A 16,802-nucleotide genomic window follows, 5' to 3' on the forward strand; every position below is an offset into this window, starting at 1 on the left:
GAGGCCCTCCGAATGCGGGTGAACGCCGCGATCCACGATAGAATCGCAACAGATAACTGGGCGCCGGTGAAACGTTGACTGAGTCCGTTTTCCGCACGCTTCCCGCTGGCGGATCGCGGTTCCGCATGTCAGCTAACTCGCCAGCGCCATCAGTTTGTGCCTGTTGGCCGAAGCTTTCCCTGGGGGAAGGACTCCGGCCGGCCATCATCGAAAACAGAGGAGTCGACAGCGCCTGTGGCTAACGACAATACAGATATCCAGGCAGTGGAACCCGCAGTTGAGGATGCCCGTACCCCCGACACCCCGGCAGACGCTGTGACCCCCCGTGAATACGGTGCAAGTGACATTACCGTCCTTGAAGGCCTCGAAGCCGTGCGCAAACGCCCCGGCATGTACATCGGCTCGACCGGTCCGCGCGGCCTCCACCACCTGGTCTATGAAGTGGTGGACAACTCTGTAGATGAGGCTTTGGCCGGTTACTGCACGCACATCGAGGTAGTCCTTCAGGCCGATGGCGGCGTCAAGGTGGTGGACGATGGCCGTGGAATCCCCGTGGACATGCACCCCACCGAACACAAGCCCACCGTCGAAGTTGTGATGACAATCCTGCATGCGGGCGGCAAGTTCGGCGGCGGTGGTTACGCGGTTTCCGGCGGCCTGCACGGTGTGGGCATCTCCGTAGTGAACGCACTTTCCAGCCGTGTTGACACCGAAGTCCGGCGCCAAGGACACGTCTGGCGGATGTCCTTCGCCGACGGCGGCAAGCCCCAGGGCGGCCTTGTCCAGGGCGAGGAGACGGACCACACCGGGACCACGCAGACCTTCTACCCGGATGCCGGCATTTTCGAAAGCACTGAATTCGATTTTGAGACGCTTCGGGCCCGCTTCCAGCAGATGGCCTTCCTGAACAAGGGCTTGCGCATTACGCTGACCGACGAGCGCACCTCCCCGGAGGACAACGACGGCGACCTGGACCTGGACGCCGTGGTCACCGAGGGCGAGGTCACTGCAGAGCACCGCACCGTGGTCTATCAGTACGACGACGGCCTGCTGGACTACGTCAAGCACCTGAACTCCGGGAAGAAGGTCGACGTCGTCCACGAGGACGTGATTGCCTTCGAAACCGAGGACAAGGACCGGCGTATCGCGCTGGAAATGGCTATGCAGTGGACCAACGCGTATTCCGAAAGCGTCCACACCTACGCCAACACCATCAACACCCACGAGGGCGGAACGCACGAAGAGGGCTTCCGCGCCGCCATGACTTCGCTCATCAACCGCTACGCGCGGGAGAAGGGCATCATCAAGGAAAAGGACGACAACCTCACCGGCGATGACATCCGTGAGGGCCTGACTGCCGTTATTTCAGTCAAGCTTGCCGAGCCGCAATTCGAGGGACAGACCAAGACCAAGCTGGGCAACTCCGAGGTCAAGGGCTTTGTCCAGCGCGTTGTCACAGACGGACTCGGCGACTGGCTGGAGCGCAATCCGGGTCCGGCCCGTGACGTTATCCGTAAGGCAATTTCCGCGGCCCAGGCCCGTATGGCGGCCCGCAAGGCACGCGACAACGCCCGCCGCAAGAGCCCGCTCGAGTCCTTCGGCATGCCCGGAAAACTTTCGGACTGCTCCTCGAAGGACCCGGCAAGGTGCGAGGTCTACATCGTGGAGGGTGACTCCGCAGGTGGTTCCGCCAAGCGCGGCCGCAACCCGGAAACCCAGGCGATCCTGCCGCTACGCGGCAAGATCCTGAACGTTGAGCGGGCACGCCTGGACAAGGCCCTGGGCAACGCCGAGGTCCAGTCCATGATTACCGCCTTTGGCACCGGCATCGGCGAGGACTTCGACCTCAGCAAGCTCCGGTACCACAAGATCGTGCTGATGGCCGATGCCGACGTCGACGGACAGCACATCACCACGCTGCTGATGACACTCCTTTTCCGGTACATGCGTCCCCTCATCGAGAACGGTTACGTCTATCTGGCCCAGCCGCCGCTGTACCGCATCAAGTGGTCCAATGCGCCGCACGACTACGTCTTCAGCGACAAACAGCGCGATGCCAAGCTGCTGTCGGGGCAGGCAGCCGGACGCCGCATTCCGAAGGACAACGGCATCCAGCGCTACAAGGGCCTGGGCGAAATGGACTACACCGAGCTCTGGGACACCACCATGGACCCGGACAACCGGACCCTCCTGCAGGTCACCATGGACGATGCCCTGGCTGCGGACCAGATCTTCTCCACCCTGATGGGCGAGGACGTTGAATCACGCCGAAACTTCATCCAGCAAAACGCCAAGGACGTCAGGTTCCTGGATATCTAGCGGTACTCCCGACTGATATTCCAGAACTGACATATACCTGAAACGGAAAATATAGACGATGAGTGACGAGACACCCGAGAACCAGGCGGAATCCGCCGATCTTCCGGAAACCGTGCTTGAAGGCGATGTGCTGATCGACCGCGTAGAGCAGGTGGACCTGCAGACCGAAATGCAGCGGTCCTACCTCGACTACGCGATGGCCGTTATTGTGGGCCGCGCCCTTCCTGACGTGCGCGACGGCCTGAAGCCGGTACACCGCCGCGTGTTGTACGCAATGTTCGACGGCGGGTACCGCCCCGACCGCTCGTTCAACAAGTGCGCACGTGTGGTGGGCGAGGTCATGGGCCAGTACCACCCCCACGGCGACACCGCCATTTACGACGCCTTGGTCCGCCTGATCCAGGACTGGACCATGCGTTACCCGCTGGCGCTTGGGCAGGGTAACTTCGGTTCCCCTGGCAATGACGGTGCTGCCGCCCCGCGGTACACCGAAACCAAGATGGCGCAGCTGGCCATGGAGATGGTCCGGGACATCGATGAGGAAACCGTCGATTTCCAGGACAACTACGACGGCAAGAACCAGGAACCAACCATCCTGCCGGCGCGTTTCCCCAACCTGCTGGTCAACGGTTCCTCAGGCATCGCCGTCGGCATGGCCACCAACATCCCGCCGCACAACCTGCGGGAGGTGGCCGACGGCGTCCAGTGGTACTTGGCGAATCCGACCGCCAGCCGCGAGGAACTGCTCGAAGAGCTGCTGCTGCGGGTCAAGGGACCCGACTTCCCGACAGGGGCCACCATCCTGGGACACAAGGGTATCGAGGACGCTTACCGCACCGGCCGCGGGTCTGTCACGATGCGGGCTGTGGTCAACGTAGAGGAACTCCAGGGCCGTACTTGCCTGGTGGTTACCGAGCTGCCCTACCAGGCCAACCCGGACAACCTGGCCATCAAGATCGCCGAACTGGTCAAGGACGGCAAGATCTCCGGCATCGCGGACCTCCGCGATGAGACGTCCGGCCGTACGGGCCAGCGCCTGGTCATCGTGCTTAAGCGCGATGCCGTTGCCAAGGTAGTGCTGAACAACCTTTACAAGCACACCGAACTGCAAAGCAACTTCTCCGCGAACATGCTGGCCATCGTGGACGGAGTGCCGCGCACGCTCAGCCTGGATGCCTTCATCCGGCACTGGGTGACCCACCAGCTGGACGTTATCGCCCGGCGCACGAAGTACCGCCTGCGCAAGGCCGAGGAAGAAGCACATATCCTGCGGGCGCTGCTCAAGGCCCTGGACATGCTGGACGAGGTCATCGCACTCATCCGGGCCTCGAACACCACGGAGGCGGCCCGCGACGGGCTGATGCAACTGCTGGACATCGACGAACTGCAGGCCCGGGCCATCCTGGACATGCAGTTGCGCCGCCTGGCAGCCCTGGAACGCCAGAAGATCCAGGACCGGCACTCAGAACTCGAGGCGCTGATTGCGGAGTACAACTCGATCCTGGCCTCGGAGGAGCGTCAGCGCGAGATCATCAGCAGCGAATTGGCCGAGATCGTGGCCAAACACGGTGATGACCGCCGCACGAAGATCCTGATGGGCTTCGACGGCGACATGTCCATGGAGGACCTGATCCCCGAAGAGGAAATGGTTGTCACCATTACCCGTGGCGGCTACGTCAAGCGGACCCGCAGCGACAACTACCGTTCGCAGCAGCGCGGCGGCAAGGGCATCAAGGGCGCCCAGCTGCGCGGCGATGACGTGGTGGAGCACTTCTTTGTAACCACCACGCACCACTGGCTGCTGTTCTTCACCAACCTCGGCAGGGTTTACCGGGCCAAGGCTTACGAACTGGTGGAGGCGGGCCGCGATGCCAAGGGCCAGCACGTCGCCAACCTGATGGCTTTCCAGCCGGACGAACACATCGCCCAGGTACTGGACCTCAAGGACTACCAGCACGCGCCCTACCTGGTCCTCGCCACCAAACGCGGACTGGTCAAGAAGACCCGGCTGGAGGATTACGACACCAACCGTTCCGCCGGCGTCATTGCCATCAACCTCCGGGACGAGGACGAACTGGTGTCCGCCCAGCTGGTCTCCGAATCGGACGACCTCCTGCTCGTCTCACGCAAGGGCCAGTCCATCCGGTTCACGGCCACCGATGACGCACTGCGGCCGATGGGGCGTGCCACGTCCGGCGTCACCGGCATGAAGTTCCGTGAGGAAGACGAACTGCTGGCCGCCAACGTGGTCACGGACGGCTCCTTTGTGTTCATCGTCACCGAGGGCGGCTACGCCAAGCGCACCGCCGTGGAGGAATACAGGCTCCAAGGCCGCGGCGGCCTGGGAATCAAGGTTGCCAAGCTGGCCGAGGAACGCGGTGACCTCGTGGGAGCCCTGATTGTCCAGGAGGAAGACGAAGTCCTGGTAGTCATGGAAGGCGGCAAGGTGGTCCGTTCCTCCGTGGCTGGCGTCCCTGCCAAGGGCCGCGACACCATGGGCGTGATCTTCGCCAAACCTGACAAGAATGACCGCATCATCGAAGTGGCCCGGAACAGCGAACGCGGTCTTGAGGGCGATGAATCCTTGGAGGATGACGTAACGTTGGCTGAAGAGGACGGATCCCCCGAGGGGTCCGCAGGGTCAGCAGCAGTGGCAGAGACAGCACCGGCCGTTGAGTCAGAGGACGCCTCCGGCGACGCTGAGCCGAACGAAGACTACACCGGAGGTAACGAGTGAGTAATCCCGACTCATATCCCAAGCAGAACAGCAATGTTCCCGGCGGAACGGGGCAGCCCGCGGCTGCCCCCCGAGTGAACGCCCCCGTTCGTCCCCAGCAGCGCCCGGCGGCTCCGGCAGGCCTGCCCGGCCAGCGCCCCGCGGCAGCAGGCCAGCGTCCGCAGGCCCAGCCCGGGCAGGCCCAGCCTGGACAGGGCCAGCCTGGACAGGGCCAGCGCCCGGCTCAGCGTCCCGCCACGGCAGGGCAGCGACCCGCGCCTGGCGGTCCGGGACTGGTAAAGCCGGCCCCCAAAGCCAAGGTCAGGCGTGCGCGCCTGCTGGTCAGCAAAGTTGATCCCTGGTCCGTCCTGAAAATGGCGTTCCTGCTGTCTGTGGCCTTGGGAATCGTTACGGTCGTTGCGGCCATCGTGCTCTGGACAGTCCTGGACCTGACCGGCATCTTCGACCAAGTGGACAGTCTCCTGGGCACCCTCGCCGGGTCCGAAGGCGGGGGCTTCGAATTGAAGAAGGTTGCGTCGCTGGGGCAGGTGGCCTCCTTTGCCACCATCATCGCCGTAGTGAACGTGGTCCTGCTGACCGCGTTGTCCATGTTGTCTGCAGTGCTGTACAACATCTCCGCCACCCTGGTGGGCGGTATCGGCGTTACCCTCACGGACGACTGAAAAACCCATAATTCCGGCGGGTTTTTCCCGCGGAATGCCTCGATTTGAGATCGGGCCGGGATGTGCTGTACAGTCATATCTCGGCCCGATGAGGCATCGGGGCGTATAGCTCAGGCGGTTAGAGCGCTTCGCTGATAACGAAGAGGTCCCAGGTTCAAGTCCTGGTACGCCCACGGAACCTGTGCAGGTTTCAGGAAAGGTTCAGTCCTCCGGTTGGTGGACTGAGTCGGAACGGGGTGCATGTGAAGAAGTTGCTGGTTCTTGCAGCTGCGATCGCAGGCGTCCTGCTCTACCGGAAAGCACAGGAATCCGAGGCCCGGAAAACGGTCTGGAGCGAATCAACCGATACGGTTGATTAGCACGGATTCCCGGACCGGGAGCTGGCAAGAGGCTCCCAGGTTCTAGGGTATGATTGACGGGTTGCTTCTTATGGGGGCATGGCGCAATTGGTAGCGCACCTGCTTTGCAAGCAGGGGGTTCGGGGTTCGAGTCCCCGTGCCTCCACCATATGGAAAGTCCCGGACAGCGGAAACGCTGTCCGGGACTTTTTGGTTAACTCGAAAAAGTAGGGTTGGACAGTGAACTTCTTCATCGCGGCACTCGGCGTGCTGGGCGTTGCCTCGTCCGGTCCGCTGATCGCGGCCACCCTCGGTGCCACCACTGTCAGCGCCCTGGCCATTGCGTTCTGGCGCAATGCCATAGGCGCGGTGGTGATGGCCACACCCACCCTCGTGCGCGAACCTCGGCAGTTCGGGGCCATTTCCGGCCGGGAGTTCCACTGGTCGCTGCTTGCCGCCGTCGCCCTGGCCCTGCACTTCGCGTGCTTCATCACCTCACTGCAGCTGACCTCCGTGGCCGCCGCGACTGCCCTCGTGTGCCTTCAATCCGGTTGGATTGCTGTCTTCCAGCTATTTCGTGGCACTAAACACCGCTGGCCCGTCCTGGCCGGCCTGGGCATAGCTTTCGGCGGCGTCGTTGCCATCACGGGTTTTGATATGGGCAGCTCCCCCGAGGCGCTCTTGGGCGACCTGCTGGCGGTGGCCGGCGGGGCCCTGGCCGGGCTGTACACGCTGGCGGGCGGCAAGGCGCGGCAAAGCATGACCACAGGGACGTACACGACGCTCTGCTACGGCATGTGCGCCGCACTGGTGGCCGTCCTCGCCCTGTTCAGCGGACAACCCCTGACAGGGTTCGACGCCGGCGGCTGGCTGGGGATTATCGCCATCACCGTGTGTGCGCAATTGGTGGGCCACACAGCCTTCAACCACCTGCTGGCAACGATGAGCCCGTTGCTGGTCTCGATGATCATCCTGCTGGAAATCCCCGGCGCTGCGGTGCTGGCGGCCGTCTTCCTGGACGAAACCCTCCCGGCCGGAACCTACGCAGGGTTGGCCCTGATCCTGGTGGGACTCGCCGTCGTCGTCCTGGGACAACGGTCCGGAAACGCCCGACGGCGGCGCCTGGATTCAGAGGACGGCACGCGGGACGGCGAACCGCCGTCGGACCGCCTCGCGGAGCTCGGAACGGACTGACCGTAAGGACCGTACCGAAGGTGCTTACTGGCCGCCGCGGCGGACCGGCTGAGCCGTGTTGACGGTGTGGATGGCCCGCAGCAGCTTCGCTGGGAAGTAAACGGAGAAGAAGACCACCATCGGGGCCTTGAGAGCCATTTTCTTCACGTTGTGGGCCTTGTACGTCCGGTCGAAGCGTGTCACGTAGTAGCGGTAGTCGCGGGGCGAATCTTCCAGCCGGCGGGCAGACATTCCGGACACCATCTGCGGCCAGTACTGCACTTTGAGTTCGTGGTCGGCAAGATGCAGGGACAGATCGATGTCCTCATGCATCTCATCCTTCTCATCACGGCAGGTCTCGGACCGAATGGTTTCCCACGCCGAGGCACGCAGGGCCATGTTTGAGCCAAAGAGAAAATGGTATTGGTGCTTGGCGAGCTTAAGCATGAGCTGGCGCATTTTGTCGTCGGCTTTGAGGCCGAACCGGCGCATTGGCATGTCGTAGTAGACCACCGGTCCCGTGGCCGCTTGGACTGAAGGGTCCTGGAATGCCTTCTGGACCTGCTCCACCCAGTCCGGTTCCACGACGGAGTCGGCGTCGATCCGGCCCAGAATGTCGCCGGTTGCATGGTCCAGGCCAAAGTTGCGGGTGGGAATCAGCCCCTGGTCGCGGTCTTGGCTCAGCAGGATGATGGGGCTTTCCGGATACTCCAGCTGCATCTGCTGCACGATTGCCGCGGTCCGGTCTGTGGAGAGGTTGTCCACCACGATGATCTCGTGCGCCGGAACCGATTGGTAGACGGCAGCGATGAGGCACTGCCGGATCACACTTTCCTCGTTGTAAGCCGGAATGACAATGGACACGCGGGGCAGCTGTGCTGCGTCGTTCAAGGCATCCCCAGAGGATTTATCGGCTGACATCAGTTCAAATTTAGCATCGATCGGTGACCGGCCCCCCGGGCTGCCGGCTCAAGTCCGGACAAACACTGGGAAAACACTGAAGGGGCCCCGCACCAGGCGGGACCCCTTCAGCTGACGGCGCAAAGCGCCTGGAACTGCTAGACGGTGTCCTTGTCCGCGGATCCGTTCATGTTGGAGGCGATGTTCTTCATCGCGGTCTTGGCATCGGTTGTTGCCTTCGCGGCCGCGTCCTTGGCGTCCTCGGCGACGTGCTTGGCTTTGTCGGCTGCATCTTCAGCAGCCTCCTTGGCATCTTCCGCGACATCCTTGGCCTTTTCCGCAACGGCTCCTGCAGCTGAGGCAGCAGCGGCTGCCACATTGCTGACGGCGTCGGCTGCGGTTTCCTTGAGGTCGTTGACCGTGGTGGCGGGTACCGGGGCGGGAGTGGGCGTCACCGGAGAAGGGGTTTTCCACGGATCTTCAACCGGCTTGGAAGCCTTCCACGCGGCAACACCAGCGGCCACGGCGGCGGCGATGATGCCGAAGACCAGCCAACCGCGTTTCTTGGGCTTCTCAGGCTGGGCGATCTGCACGCCTACCACCTTGCCGGCTTCATGCGCGGCTGCCTTGAGCTGGGTCCCTGCCGTGTGGGCCTGCTCCTGGATGGAGTGCACAACTCCGGAATCGGCAAGCCGCTGGGCTACGGCGTCCACGTGCAACGGAGCATTCTCCAGCGTGCGGTGAACAGCTTCGGACGCCTGGCCGATCTGGTCCGAGAGGCGTGGCAGGTACTCCACCACTACGCGGTCGCGGGCGTTCAGGATCACGGGTGTGGCTTTGTCCAGCGCTTCGTGAAGGCGCGGAGTGGTGCCTTCAACAGCATCGTGGATCTTTGGGGCCAGGTGGGCGAGCCCGTCCTGGATCCGCGGCGTTACTGTTGCTACGCCGTCGGCAAGGTTGTGGGCGGCTGTCTTAAGCCCTTCCTGGATCTTGGGAGATGCGGTATCCAGGCCATGCTGCAGGCGGGGAACGGCCCAGTCCACTGCTGCTTCCACGCGGGGGGCTGCCCAGTCCTTGGCGTTCTCTACCGCGCTGTTGACTGACTGCTCAAGGTCACGGGCAATACGATCCGATTTCTTCACAACTACCTCCCGATTAATGTGACGGTTCTGTTGTTAGCCTACGTGGATTGACCTTCACCGGCTATTCTTGGCCCGGAATTCAGGCTGATTTCACCCAGCGCGGAACTGCCGTCCACACCCGTGCCGCTTTGGCGGGCCGTGAAAGAATAAGCGGTATGACTGCCATCGCAACCGCAAAAGCAACCATCCACACCAGCCTCGGCGACATCGTCGTGAACCTCTTCGGGAACCACGCCCCCAAGACGGTCAAGAACTTCATCGGCCTCGCCACGGGCGAGCAGGCCTGGACCCACCCGGAAACCGGTGAGGACAAGACCGGTACTCCGCTGTACAACGGCACCATCTTCCACCGCATCATCAAGGATTTCATGATCCAGGCCGGCGATCCCCTGGGCCGTGGCGTGGGCGGACCCGGCTACAAGTTCGACGACGAAATCCACCCCGAGCTCAGCTTCAACCAGCCCTACAAGCTGGCCATGGCCAACGCAGGCATCCAGATGGGCAAGGGCACCAACGGCTCCCAGTTCTTCATCACCACGATCCCCACCGACTGGCTGCAGGGTAAGCACAGCATCTTCGGCGAGGTGGCTGACGAGGACTCCAAGAAGGTCGTCGACGCCATCGAGGGTGTCCGCACCGGCATGGGCGACCGCCCGGTCGAGGACGTCACCATCAACAGCATTGACATCGAACAGCTCTAACAAGCACCAATGAGTTACGGAATCCCGGCGGCGGAGCCGTCAGCGCAAGTTCCGGTCTGCCCCCGGCACCCGGACCGGCCCTCCTATGTGCGGTGCCAGCGCTGCGGGCGCCCCGCGTGCCCTGACTGCCAGCGCGCGGCCGCCGTCGGGTTCCAATGTGTTGACTGCGTCAACGAAACAGCACGTTCGACGCCGGCCGTCAGGACCGTCTACGGCGGTACGGTGACAACCGGCAAGCCCATCGTCACGTACGGAATTATCGCCGTCTGTGCGCTGATGTACGTCCTGCAGTGGATAGTGCCCGGCGGCGCCGTATACGAACAGTTCGCGTACAACAATGTGTTCGCGACGCCCGCCTACGGCGCGTTTGAGCCCTGGCGCATGCTGACGGCCGCGTTCCTGCACTCTCCTGATTCAGTCCTCCACATCGTGCTGAACATGTATACGCTGTGGATTTTCGGGCAGGCCCTCGAGCCGCTTCTGGGCAGGGTCCGCTTTCTGGCGGTTTACCTGATCTCTGCCGTCGGCGGTTCGGTGGGCTATCTGCTCCTGAACCCGCTGCTGGTCCCAGGCCAGCAGCTCGCAGGAGTGGTCGGGGCATCCGGTGCCATTTTCGGACTCTTCGGGGCGATGCTGCTGGTCCAGCGGCATCGGGGCGGGGAAACGCGCCAGCTATGGGTGCTGATAGCCATCAACGGCGTCATCGGCTTCCTGATCCCCCAGATCGCCTGGCAGGCCCACTTGGGCGGCCTCATCACCGGGGCGTTGTGCGCTGCAGTGGTAGCGTACACGCCGCGCGGCCCGCGTCAGGGCCTGCTCCAGGCAGCTGGCCTGGTGGCCGTTTTTGGGCTGCTGATTCTCGTGAGCTGGGTCCGCGTCACGGCGGGCTGATTTTGGCGCTGTAGCCGCTCTTACCGAAGACCCCGGTGTCCCTTGGACACCGGGGTCTTTTTGTGTCTGGAATGCCGACCGAAGTTTTCCACAGGGTTTATCCACATTGTTGGTAACTTACATGGCTGTAGTTCCAGGCCGGATTCTGCCAGAAGCCCGCAACGGCGCACTGGCTGGTACGCAAGGGGAGGCGTACGTCCACAGTTGTGGATAACTGCTGGGGATGTCCCTGTGGTTAAGTGGACAATCACGCACTTTGGGGCTGCAGCTGTGGATATCGCTGGCTTTACGGAGCCGGAGAGGCGCTGAGCAAGCTATCTCGGCCGGATTTCAACATGGTTATTCACAGTGTTAATAACTCACAGGCGTGTAGTTCATGGTCGACGCGAGGCTCTGCGTAGCCTCTGCGGGGAAAAAACCGTGTGTACTCATGCATGTTGTCCACATCTGTGGATAAGTTGTGGGTAGTCGTGTGTTAGCAAGTGGATAACCACGCGGATCGGCGCACCGGCAAGCCCCGCCGCCGACGCAACCCAGAATCAGGAGGGCCCATGGGCCGCAACACCGGAAACATCTTCCTAGACAAGCAGCACCCGGCCATGTGGCGATCGCTGAACGGCCTGGGACTCAAGGCACGCGAGGCAGCGGCCACCGCCGGAGTGGATGAAACGATCATTGAACTGATGTACGTGCGCATTTCTCAGATCAACGGTTGCGCGTTCTGCCTGGACATGCACGTCGGCGATGCCGTTGAAAACGGCGAATCCCCCCAACGGCTTGCGGTACTTCCCGCGTGGCGGGACACGGCCCTGTTCACAGACCGGGAGCGTGCTGCGCTGGCGCTGGCCGAGAGCATCACTGAACTCCCCGATCCGCGCTCACGGGAGGTAGAGGAAGGCTATGCCCGGCGACACCTCACTGCGGATGAGTTCTCAGCGGTCAGCTGGCTGGCGATCACCATGAACGCGTTCAACCGGGTCTCCATAACTAGCCATCATCCGGTACGCCGCCAGGAGTAAGGGTTCCAGCGCGGAAGCGGGACTTGCTGCGGCCACGGTGTCCCGCCTCGTCTGTGGGAAGAGCCGAGTCTTATCCACAGCTAATCCACACTGTTAATAACTGCCTCGCCAAAGGCACTGTTCGCATAAGTCTTGATTGAGGGCATCTGCGGGCCCTTTCGGCAAATCGCCGGGCGTCAGTTATTCACATTGTGGATAACTTTAGGAACAGCTGGGGAGAACTCGGGGGCACGGACTTATTCGCTGGCATCCGGCCATACCCCGGATGATCCTCGGCGGTGGCTGTCCAGCAGGTGCGTGTCCACCATCCCGATCGCCTCCATCAGCGCGTACATCGTAGTGGGCCCCACGAAGGAGAAGCCCTTCTTGCGGAGCGCCTTGGAGAGCGCAACCGATTCCGGGGACTGGGTGGGGATATCGGAGTGTGTGAGCGGCTGCGGCGTCTCGGGGGGCTGGAAGCTCCAGACGAAGTTCACGAGCCCGCCTTCGCTGCGCAGGGCGATGACCGCCTTGGCGTTCGTGATGGCGGCCCGGATTTTGAGCCGGTTCCGGATAATCCCGGGGTCCTGCAGCAGCCGCTCCACATCGTCTTCAGTGAAAGTGGCTACGATATCCGGGTCGAAGTGGTGGAACGCGGCGCGGAAAGCCGGGCGTTTCCGCAGGATAGTGGCCCATGACAGGCCGGCTTGGAATCCCTCCAGGCTGATGCGTTCGTAGAGGCCCTGTTCGTCCCGGACCGGCAGGCCCCACTCGGTGTCGTAGTACTCCCGGAGGAGGGGATCAACGGCGGCCCAGGGCGGACGGAAGAGTCCGTCGTCGCCAAGAACGGTGCCGCCAGGGCCGGGGATCATACTCCGGACGCTACGAACGCCAGCGGGTGGTCATCAGGAAGCCAACGATGGCGATGCCGAACCCGGCGACGATGTTCCATGATTCCCAGGCCTTGACAGGAAGCTGGCCTTCGCTGATATAGAACGTGATGATCCAGAGCAGCCCGATGATCATGAGGCCGAACATGACAGGCTTGAACCACACGGGGTTCGGCTTGTACGCCTGCGTGGACGAAGCCGCCTGGGCCGGGGTGGAAGTCTTCTTGCGTGGCTTGGACTCGGGCACGTGCTCTCCTTGCGGCTGAGGCAAGCTCGGCGACCCGGGCTTGATATCCTGCAAGAAGGAAATTGCCAGCGGTCTGCGCGATCTTGGTCAAATCTGGATTCTTACTAGCAGCCAATTCTAGCCGTAGTTCAGGGCCAACCAGCGCCCGTGGTGACCGCCCGGAGGAGAACGCGTGGTATTGCAGGAGAAGGCGAGGACCGGCACTGCGCCGGGGCCCGGCGTCGTAATTCTGCGTGGGACTGTCCAGGTGCTGGGCGAGCTGCTCATCACGGCGGGCATTATCTTGCTGCTTTTTGTGGGCTGGCAGCTGTGGTGGACCAACGTTGAATCGGACGCCAGGCAGAGCGCCATCATCAAGGAATTCGCACAGGATATCGGCGCGGGTGCGCCCACCAGTTCTCCCTCCGCACCCGGCGCCGTGGACTACGGAGCACCCGTGGTCTCTGCGGCCCCCGGACACGCCGGAACCATCGGCATCATGTACATTCCGCGCTTCGGTGCGAACTACACCCGGCCCATTGTCCAAGGCACTACCGGTGATGTGCTGGATACCCTGGGGCTGGGCCACTACAGCAACACCGCGATGCCCGGCGCCGTCGGGAATTTTGCGGTGGCCGGCCACCGGCAGACACACGGCGCAGTCCTGGACAGCATCCACACCCTGGTACCGGGCGACAAAATCTACGTCCAGACCAAGGATGGCTACTACGTGTATGTCTACCGCAACAACCAGATTGTGCTGCCATCCCGGACCGATGTGCTGGAACCGGTGCCCACCAGGCCCGGCCTCACACCCACCGAAAGCTTCCTCACCATGACAAGCTGCAACCCGCGCTTCGGCTCCCAGGAACGCATTATCGCCTATGCGCTCCTGGACAGCTGGCGACCTGCCTCGGCGGGCCCCCCGGCTGAGATAGCGGCCCAGGTGGCCGCCGCGATCGGAGTGGGCTGATCATGTACGCCTGGATTTTCCGGCACCTGCCGGGCCCCCTGTGGCTGCGGATAGCCACTTCGGTGCTGCTTGTCTTCGCCGCCCTGGTCCTGATGGCCCAGTTCCTGTTCCCCTGGATGTCCACTTTCACCCCATTCACCGACTCAACGATTGGTTCTGCAACCCAGCCATGACCACAACCAAGATCCTGGTCGTAGACAACTACGACAGCTTTGTATACACCCTGGTGGGATACCTCCAGGAGCTCGGCGCCGAGACCACCGTGGTGCGCAACGACGATGTCACGCTGGCAGAAGCCATCGAAATGGCAGGAACGCGCGACGGTGTCCTCATATCGCCCGGCCCAGGCAACCCGGCGGAAGCCGGAGTCTGCATCGAACTGATCAAGTGGTGCGGGGACAACAACAAGCCCATGTTCGGCGTCTGCCTGGGCCACCAGGCTTTGGCCGAGGCCTACGGCGGCAAAGTGACCCATGCCCCTGAGCTGATGCACGGCAAGACCTCTTTGGTGGAGCACCACGGAACGAGTGTTTTCGAAGGGCTCCCCTCCCCCGTGACCGCCACCCGGTATCACTCGCTGGCAGCCGTCCGCGACACCATCCCGGACGTCCTGGAGATCACCGCGGAAACTTCGACCGGCGTGGTTATGGGCCTGCAACACCGTACGGCGCCGCTGTGCGGCGTGCAGTTCCACCCGGAGTCCGTGCTGACGGAGGGCGGCTACCAGATGTTGGGCAACTGGCTCGAATCGCTGGGCATGGCCGGTGCCGCATCCCGGGCCGCCAAACTGAGTCCGCTCATCCAGCACTGACCAATAGGCGCTGCTGACCGGCGCAGTGCATCCGGACTGGCACATCTGGCCCCGCGTTCCATGAAGGACGCGGGGTCAGCCTTTTTTGGTGGCTGACGGGGTGGGAGTCGGCGTCGGTGTGGGGGTTACCGGCGGTGGCGGCTCCTTGGCCACCACGATGTTGATGGTCTTCCCCTGTTCGACAGCGGCGTTGACGGGATCGCTCTGGTCCGTCACCCGGCCAGCCTCCACCTGGGAGTTTTCCACTTCCTGCACGTTCGGAACAAGGCCCAGTTCCTTCAAGGCAGTTTCAGCCTCGGCACGGGTACGGCCGCGCAGTTCCGGCATGGCCACCTTCCCGGTGGAGACCACAATCTCCACGGTGCTGCCGACGGCCACCGATTGTCCGGGGGCGGGGCTGGTGGTGATCACAATGCCGGCCGGTACGGTGGCGCTGTTGGCCATAGTGGTGGTCGGGGCGCCCACCAGGCCGCTTTGGCGCAGGACGTCCCGGGCTGCTGCCTCAGTCTTCCCGGGCAAGTTCTCCGGTACCTTGACCGCGCTGGGGCCATCGGAGATGTTCAGGATTACTTCGGAATTGGGATCAAGCGATGTTCCGGCTGCCGGGTCCGTTCCGATCGCTGTCCCTTTGGGAACGGTATCGTGCTGGGCTCGTTTGATCTGTGGGCGCAGGTTGGCGCCGTAGAGCTCCTGCAGGGCAGCGGACTCGGTCATGGCGGCCACTGCGGGGATCTCCACCTTGGGAGCTGCTGGGGCGGGCCTGTTGACCGTGTTGTAGAGCCACAGGCCGCCGCCAGCCAGGACCAGCAGTGTGAAGATCACCAGGGTGACTATCCAGGCACGACGACGGGACTTCTGCCGCGGGCTCCGCTCCCGTTCCGGCGGGAGGCCGAGAGGAAGCTCATCCGCGTCCGGCGGCTCGTAGGCTGTGGCCGCTCCGGCGGCTCCGGCGGCCAGGGAGTTCCCGTTGGAGTGGTTGTTGGACGTGGCCCGCAGCCGGCCGGTGGGGGCGTCGTCGAGGAAACTGGCACCAGTGAAAGCGAAGGCCTCGGTGGCGGGCGTACGTTCCGGCGTCGGAACGTGGTCGTTCGGATCCGTCGGCGCCTCAGTTGCCGCAACGTCCGGAACCGGCACCCCGGCCCGGGCGGCGCGAAGGGCGCGCCGGAATGCCGCCGCGTCCTGGAACCGGTCAGCCCTGTTCTTGAGCAGGGCCTTGGCCAGGACGCTGTCCAGCGCCGGCGACACCTCGGGATTAACGCTGCTCGCAGGTTCCGGGATCTCCCGGACGTGCTGGTAGGCGACTGAAACCGGACTGTCCCCAATGAAGGGCGGGCGTCCCGTGAGCATTTCATACAGCAGGCAGCCGGCGGAATATAGGTCGCTGCGGGCGTCCACGGTTTCACCACGGGCCTGTTCCGGCGAAAGGTACTGCGCCGTGCCCACTACGGCCTGGGTCTGGGTCATGGTGGCCGACGAATCGGCGATAGCCCGGGCGATGCCGAAGTCCATCACCTTGACGGAGTTGGTACCCTCGCACCACATCACGTTGGCCGGTTTGATGTCCCGGTGGACAATGCCGGCCTTGTGGCTGTACTCCAGTGCCGCGAGCACGCCCAAGGCGAACTCGATGGCCTGGTCGATGCTGACTTCCTTGGCCCTGATGAGGTCGCGGATGGTCTTGCCTTCCACAAACTCCATCACGATGTACGGAACGCGGATGTTGTCTTCCGTTCCGTCCGGAACCGTGTGCTCGCCGGTGTCGTAGATGGCAACGATGGAGGGGTGGTTCAATGCGGCGACGGCCTGCGCCTCGCGCTTGAACCGTGCCTGGAACTGCGGATCCCTGGCCATGTCTGGGCGGAGCAGCTTGATGGCAACGGTCCGGCCCAGCCTGGTGTCCACCCCCCGGTGAACGTCCGCCATTCCGCCGCGCCCGATCAGCCCGCCGAGTTCGTAGCGGCCGCTCAGGACACGCTGGTTATCCACCGGGAGGCTGTCCTCACGGTGCGACGGCGTACGGGGCGTGTCAGTCACTGGGCGT

Annotated in this window: 16 protein-coding genes and 2 tRNA genes; 13 read left to right on the forward strand and 5 right to left on the reverse strand. The window is 63.2% G+C overall.

Features of this window, described 5'->3' with window-relative positions:
• The first annotated feature begins 234 nt into the window (after positions 1-234).
• The 7 genes from gyrB (at position 235) to ACLKOZ_RS03385 (ending at position 7,250) form a co-directional block, all read left to right on the forward strand.
• Positions 235-2,319, forward strand: a complete 2,085-nt coding sequence (gene gyrB / locus ACLKOZ_RS03355) for a DNA topoisomerase (ATP-hydrolyzing) subunit B (RefSeq protein WP_337345180.1) — start codon at positions 235-237, stop codon at positions 2,317-2,319.
• 58 nt (positions 2,320-2,377) lie between these two features.
• On the forward strand, positions 2,378-5,056 hold the full coding sequence (gyrA, locus tag ACLKOZ_RS03360; protein ID WP_436472798.1) for a DNA gyrase subunit A: 2,679 nt from the start codon (positions 2,378-2,380) through the stop codon (positions 5,054-5,056).
• The gene (locus ACLKOZ_RS03365) at positions 5,053-5,718 is read left to right on the forward strand and encodes a DUF3566 domain-containing protein (protein ID WP_436472800.1); all 666 of its coding nucleotides are present in this window, start codon (positions 5,053-5,055) and stop codon (positions 5,716-5,718) included. Before gyrA ends, ACLKOZ_RS03365 begins: the two co-directional genes overlap by 4 nt.
• Positions 5,719-5,817: 99 nt before the next feature.
• Positions 5,818-5,891, forward strand: a tRNA-Ile gene (locus ACLKOZ_RS03370).
• A gap of 69 nt (positions 5,892-5,960) precedes the next feature.
• Complete coding sequence (locus ACLKOZ_RS03375; RefSeq protein WP_242633290.1) at positions 5,961-6,077, forward strand: DLW-39 family protein; 117 nt, start codon at positions 5,961-5,963, stop codon at positions 6,075-6,077.
• A gap of 72 nt (positions 6,078-6,149) precedes the next feature.
• Positions 6,150-6,225, forward strand: a tRNA-Ala gene (locus tag ACLKOZ_RS03380).
• 71 nt (positions 6,226-6,296) lie between these two features.
• The gene (locus ACLKOZ_RS03385; protein ID WP_436472802.1) at positions 6,297-7,250 is read left to right on the forward strand and encodes a DMT family transporter; all 954 of its coding nucleotides are present in this window, start codon (positions 6,297-6,299) and stop codon (positions 7,248-7,250) included.
• A gap of 24 nt (positions 7,251-7,274) precedes the next feature.
• On the opposite strand, the gene ACLKOZ_RS03390 is transcribed toward ACLKOZ_RS03385, so the two are convergent.
• Complete coding sequence (locus tag ACLKOZ_RS03390; protein ID WP_337345184.1) at positions 7,275-8,150, reverse strand: glycosyltransferase; 876 nt, start codon at positions 8,148-8,150, stop codon at positions 7,275-7,277.
• Positions 8,151-8,287: 137 nt separating this feature from the next.
• Positions 8,288-9,271: a hypothetical protein gene (locus ACLKOZ_RS03395; RefSeq protein ID WP_436472805.1), complete on the reverse strand. Its 984-nt coding sequence runs from the start codon at positions 9,269-9,271 to the stop codon at positions 8,288-8,290.
• Between the two features lie 155 nt (positions 9,272-9,426).
• On the opposite strand from ACLKOZ_RS03395, the gene ACLKOZ_RS03400 reads away from it, so the two are divergent.
• The 3 genes from ACLKOZ_RS03400 (at position 9,427) to ACLKOZ_RS03410 (ending at position 11,882) form a co-directional block, all read left to right on the forward strand.
• Positions 9,427-9,972 carry a peptidylprolyl isomerase gene (locus ACLKOZ_RS03400; RefSeq protein ID WP_066288542.1) on the forward strand — a complete coding sequence of 182 codons (546 nt, stop codon included), beginning with the start codon at positions 9,427-9,429 and terminating at the stop codon, positions 9,970-9,972.
• A gap of 9 nt (positions 9,973-9,981) precedes the next feature.
• On the forward strand, positions 9,982-10,863 hold the full coding sequence (locus tag ACLKOZ_RS03405) for a rhomboid family intramembrane serine protease (protein WP_337345186.1): 882 nt from the start codon (positions 9,982-9,984) through the stop codon (positions 10,861-10,863).
• 551 nt (positions 10,864-11,414) lie between these two features.
• Positions 11,415-11,882, forward strand: a complete 468-nt coding sequence (locus ACLKOZ_RS03410; RefSeq protein WP_337350466.1) for a carboxymuconolactone decarboxylase family protein — start codon at positions 11,415-11,417, stop codon at positions 11,880-11,882.
• 236 nt (positions 11,883-12,118) lie between these two features.
• Here ACLKOZ_RS03410 and ACLKOZ_RS03415 read toward each other — a convergent pair whose 3' ends face one another.
• Together ACLKOZ_RS03415 and ACLKOZ_RS03420 are read right to left on the reverse strand one after the other, a co-directional pair.
• Positions 12,119-12,733 carry a DNA-3-methyladenine glycosylase I gene (locus ACLKOZ_RS03415; RefSeq protein WP_436472808.1) on the reverse strand — a complete coding sequence of 205 codons (615 nt, stop codon included), beginning with the start codon at positions 12,731-12,733 and terminating at the stop codon, positions 12,119-12,121.
• 10 nt (positions 12,734-12,743) lie between these two features.
• Positions 12,744-12,998 (reverse strand): cell division protein CrgA, encoded by a 255-nt coding sequence (locus ACLKOZ_RS03420; protein WP_337345189.1) that lies wholly within the window; start codon positions 12,996-12,998, stop codon positions 12,744-12,746.
• Between the two features lie 172 nt (positions 12,999-13,170).
• Between ACLKOZ_RS03420 and ACLKOZ_RS03425 the strand changes: the two genes are divergently transcribed.
• From ACLKOZ_RS03425 to ACLKOZ_RS03435, 3 genes are read left to right on the forward strand one after another with little or no spacing between them, the layout of a single operon-like run.
• A complete protein-coding gene (locus ACLKOZ_RS03425; protein WP_436472810.1) occupies positions 13,171-13,950 on the forward strand; it encodes a class E sortase in 780 nt (259 codons plus the stop codon).
• A gap of 2 nt (positions 13,951-13,952) precedes the next feature.
• Positions 13,953-14,123, forward strand: a complete 171-nt coding sequence (locus tag ACLKOZ_RS03430) for a hypothetical protein (protein ID WP_337345191.1) — start codon at positions 13,953-13,955, stop codon at positions 14,121-14,123.
• Positions 14,120-14,761: an anthranilate synthase component II gene (locus ACLKOZ_RS03435; RefSeq protein WP_337345192.1), complete on the forward strand. Its 642-nt coding sequence runs from the start codon at positions 14,120-14,122 to the stop codon at positions 14,759-14,761. Before ACLKOZ_RS03430 ends, ACLKOZ_RS03435 begins: the two co-directional genes overlap by 4 nt.
• A gap of 75 nt (positions 14,762-14,836) precedes the next feature.
• On the opposite strand, the gene pknB is transcribed toward ACLKOZ_RS03435, so the two are convergent.
• Complete coding sequence (gene pknB / locus ACLKOZ_RS03440) at positions 14,837-16,795, reverse strand: Stk1 family PASTA domain-containing Ser/Thr kinase (protein ID WP_436472812.1); 1,959 nt, start codon at positions 16,793-16,795, stop codon at positions 14,837-14,839.
• Positions 16,796-16,802 lie beyond the last annotated feature (7 nt).

It is taken from the genome of Arthrobacter sp. R4 (assembly GCF_051365025.1).
Classification (GTDB): domain Bacteria; phylum Actinomycetota; class Actinomycetes; order Actinomycetales; family Micrococcaceae; genus Arthrobacter.

Coding starts and splice junctions, on each gene's coding strand:
- ACLKOZ_RS03390 (WP_337345184.1), bottom strand. CDS start 8,150: ATGTCAGCCGATAAATCCTCTGGGGATGCCTTGAACGACGCAGCACAG.
- ACLKOZ_RS03430 (WP_337345191.1), top strand. CDS start 13,953: ATGTACGCCTGGATTTTCCGGCACCTGCCGGGCCCCCTGTGGCTGCGG.
- ACLKOZ_RS03435 (WP_337345192.1), top strand. CDS start 14,120: ATGACCACAACCAAGATCCTGGTCGTAGACAACTACGACAGCTTTGTA.
- ACLKOZ_RS03415 (WP_436472808.1), bottom strand. CDS start 12,733: ATGATCCCCGGCCCTGGCGGCACCGTTCTTGGCGACGACGGACTCTTC.
- ACLKOZ_RS03405 (WP_337345186.1), top strand. CDS start 9,982: ATGAGTTACGGAATCCCGGCGGCGGAGCCGTCAGCGCAAGTTCCGGTC.
- gyrA (WP_436472798.1), top strand. CDS start 2,378: ATGAGTGACGAGACACCCGAGAACCAGGCGGAATCCGCCGATCTTCCG.
- ACLKOZ_RS03400 (WP_066288542.1), top strand. CDS start 9,427: ATGACTGCCATCGCAACCGCAAAAGCAACCATCCACACCAGCCTCGGC.
- ACLKOZ_RS03410 (WP_337350466.1), top strand. CDS start 11,415: ATGGGCCGCAACACCGGAAACATCTTCCTAGACAAGCAGCACCCGGCC.